Annotated in this window: 2 protein-coding genes and 1 pseudogene; all 3 read right to left on the bottom strand. The window is 59.0% G+C overall.

The features are described from left to right. Window positions 1-2,341 (bottom strand): phenylalanine--tRNA ligase subunit beta (pheT, locus tag ACIPZE_RS28710; RefSeq protein WP_400776793.1); only part of this gene is annotated, 2,341 nt, incomplete at its 3' end. Window positions 2,342-2,367: 26 nt separating this feature from the next. Then, entirely contained in the window at window positions 2,368-3,384 is a 1,017-nt protein-coding gene (gene pheS / locus ACIPZE_RS28705; RefSeq protein ID WP_400776790.1) for a phenylalanine--tRNA ligase subunit alpha, read from the bottom strand. Between the two features lie 109 nt (window positions 3,385-3,493). Beyond that, window positions 3,494-3,664, bottom strand: a pseudogene (locus tag ACIPZE_RS28700) (50S ribosomal protein L20); the annotation flags it as partial.

The raw sequence follows: 3,664 nt of genomic DNA, 5'->3' as shown, positions 1-3,664 counted from the left end.
AGGTGAGGATATTTTGCGTCGTCGAATTCACCTCATCGTCATTAAGAGTGCGCGATGGATGCTGCCAGGTCAAGCCAACTGCAAGGCTTTTTCTATCAGGATCAATGCCTTTACCCTGATATACGTCAAACAGCCTGAGATCTGTGAGCCATTCGCCTGCATTTTCACGGATTACGTCCAGTACAGCCGAGGCTGCGACGTCTTTGTGCGCGATCAGTGCAAGGTCACGACGCACTTCAGGAAAGCGCGACAACTCGTGGAATTTCGGCATTTTACCGAGTGCCACTTCAGCCAGAACCAGCTCGAAAACGAAGACCGGACGATCCAGACCCAAGGCTTTCGACAATTCCGGGTGAATGGCGCCGATGAAACCGACTTCACGCCCTTCGCGTTCGATGCGCGCGGTTTGACCCGGGTGCAGCGCCGGATGTTTGCCCGGAGCGAAAGTGAAGGAATCCAGTGCACCGGCAAAGCCCAGTACCGCTTCCACGTCAGCCTTGACGTCGAAGAAGTCCACGGTATCGCGACCCTGCGCCCAACCTTCCGGCAGACGGCTGCCGCAGACAACACCCGACAGCATCGGCTCTTGCTTCAGGCCTTCGAGTTGACCGACGAAGCGCAGACCGCTTTCGAACAGACGCACGCGATCCTGCTGACGGTTGAGGTTGTGCTGCAGCGCCTTGACCAGACCCGGCCACAGCGACGAGCGCATGGCAGCCATGTCGTTGGAGATCGGATTGGCCAGCAACAGCGGCTCGACGCCCGGATTGAACAGTTCGAACTGGCGCGGATCAATGAAGCTGTAAGTGATCGCTTCCTGATAACCACGGGCCACCAGCAGGCGACGCAGTTCAGGCAGATCGCTACGCGCTTCAGCCTTGGCTTGCGGCGCGAGGCGCGCCTGCGGGTAACGAACCGGCAGACGGTTGTAGCCGTACAAACGCGCCAGTTCTTCGATCAGATCGACTTCCAGGCTGATGTCGAAGCGATGGCTTGGCACTTCTACGCGCCACTGCCCTGCCCCGTCGGCGGTAATGCCCAGACCCAGGCCGCCGAGCAGACGCTCGATCTGAGCGGAGTCCATTTCCATCCCAAGCATCTGGGTGATGCGCTGGGCACGCAGGGTGATCGGCGCGATCGACGGCAAATGTTGCTCGCTGACGGTCTCGATGATCGGACCGGCTTCGCCACCAGTGATTTCCAGCAGCAGGCCAGTGGCGCGCTCCATGGCTTCACGGGCCAGTTGCCAGTCAACGCCACGCTCGTAGCGGTGCGAGGCATCGGTGTGCAGACCGTAGGAACGAGCCTTGCCAGCAACAGCGATCTGGTCGAAAAACGCAGACTCAAGGAAAACGTCGCGAGTGGTTGCGGACACACCGCTGTGCTCGCCACCCATCACACCGGCAATTGCCAGAGCGCGAGTGTGGTCGGCGATCACCAGCGTATCGCTACGCAGGCTGACTTCCTGACCGTCGAGCAGCACCAGCTTCTCGCCCTCTTCTGCCATGCGCACACGGATGCCGCCATTGATTTCGGCGAGATCGAAGGCGTGCAGCGGCTGACCGAGCTCAAGCATCACGTAGTTGGTGATGTCGACGGCAGCGTCGATGCTGCGCACGTCGCCGCGGCGCAGACGCTCAACCATCCACAACGGGGTCGGCTTGGACAGGTCAACGTTACGGATCACTCGACCCAAGTAACGCGGGCATGCCGATGGGGCCAGCACTTCTACCGAACGCACTTCATCGTGCACGGCAGGAATGCTCATGATCACCGGACGAGTGACCGGCGCGTCGTACAGCGCGCCGACTTCACGGGCCAGACCGGCCAGGGACAGGCAATCGCCACGGTTCGGGGTCAGGTCAACCTCGATGCTGGCGTCTTCCAGATCCAGATACACGCGGAAATCTTCGCCCACCGGCGCATCGGCTGGCAGCTCCATCAGACCGTCGTTGCCTTCACCGACCTGCAGCTCGGCTTGCGAGCACAGCATGCCGTTGGACTCGACGCCACGCAGCTTGGCTTTCTTGATCTTGAAGTCGCCCGGCAGTTCGGCACCGATCATGGCAAACGGAATCTTCAGGCCCGGGCGCACGTTTGGCGCTCCGCACACGACCTGAAAGGTTTCCGCGCCATTGCTGACCTGGCACACGCGCAACTTGTCGGCATCAGGGTGTTGCTCGGTGCTCAGCACCTCGCCCACCACTACGCCGCTGAATACGCCGGCGGCCGGCGTAACGCTATCGACCTCAAGACCGGCCATCGACAGACGAGCAACCAGCTCGTCGCGATTTACCTGCGGGCTAACCCAGCCACGCAGCCATTGTTCACTGAATTTCATCCTGCTCTCCTAAGAATTCGTTACGACTAGCGAAATTGCGCGAGGAACCGCAAGTCGTTGTCGAAGAACAGACGCAAGTCGTTCACGCCGTAACGGAGCATGGCCAGACGCTCGACGCCCATGCCGAAGGCAAAGCCGGAGAATTCTTCCGGGTCGATGCCGGACATGCGCAACACGTTCGGGTGAACCATGCCGCAGCCCATCACTTCCAGCCAGCCAGTCTGTTTGCAGACGCGACAGCCTTTACCGCTGCACATCACGCATTCCATATCGACTTCGGCGGATGGCTCGGTGAACGGGAAGTACGAAGGACGGAAACGTACGGCCAGTTCTTTCTCGAAGAACACCCGCAGGAATTCTTCGATGGTGCCTTTGAGATCGGCAAAATTGATGTCGCGATCGACCAGCAGGCCTTCGACCTGGTGGAACATCGGCGAGTGGGTGATATCGGAGTCGCTGCGGTACACACGGCCTGGGCAGACGATGCGGATCGGCGGCTGTTTCGATTCCATGGTGCGGACCTGTACCGGCGAGGTATGGGTGCGCAGCAACATGTTGGCATTGAAATAGAAGGTGTCATGCATCGACCGGGCCGGGTGATGGCCTGGGATGTTGAGCGCTTCGAAGTTGTGGTAGTCGTCTTCGACCTCAGGGCCTTCGGCAATGCCGTAGCCGATGCGGGTGAAGAACTGTTCAACACGTTCCAGAGTCCGGGTAACCGGATGCAGACCACCGGAGGTCTGGCCACGGCCCGGCAATGTCACGTCAATGGATTCGGCAGACAGTTTGGCAGCCAGTTCGGCTTCCTCAAACAGAGCCATGCGCGCATTGAGAACGCCTGTTACACGTTCCTTGGCAACGTTGATCAGGGCGCCGACTTGCGGACGCTCTTCTGCCGGCAAAGTCCCCAGGGTCTTCATCACCTGAGTCAATTCGCCCTTTTTGCCAAGGTATTGAACCCGGATTTGCTCCAGGGCATTGATATCTTCAGCGCTTTGCACAGCCTCTAGTGCTTGAGAGACCAGCGCATCCAGGTTTTCCATGTACAGACTCCAGATACAAAATAGGGGAAGAGCTTGAAGGCTCTTCCCCTATTTAAGACGTTTACCACCTGGCCCCACGGAAGTGAGACCGGGTGATTGTCGGGGGTACTTAAGCCAAGGTGGCTTTAGCTTTCTCGACAATCGCAGCAAACACCGCTTTTTCGTTCACTGCCAGATCAGCCAGAACCTTACGGTCGATCTCGATGTACGATTGTTTCAGGCACTCGATCAAACGGCTGTAGGACAGACCGTTAACACGAGCACCAGCGATCAGACGAGC

Source organism: Pseudomonas sp. NPDC089741, from assembly GCF_044748825.1.
In the GTDB taxonomy this organism is placed as follows: domain Bacteria; phylum Pseudomonadota; class Gammaproteobacteria; order Pseudomonadales; family Pseudomonadaceae; genus Aquipseudomonas; species Aquipseudomonas helmanticensis.
The sequence above is the reverse complement of the archived record's forward strand: the minus strand, read 5'-3'. Positions and strand labels throughout refer to the sequence as shown.

Excerpts from the sequence above, each read along its gene's own strand:
- pheS (WP_400776790.1), bottom strand. The coding sequence starts at position 3,384 with ATGGAAAACCTGGATGCGCTGGTCTCTCAAGCACTAGAGGCTGTGCAA.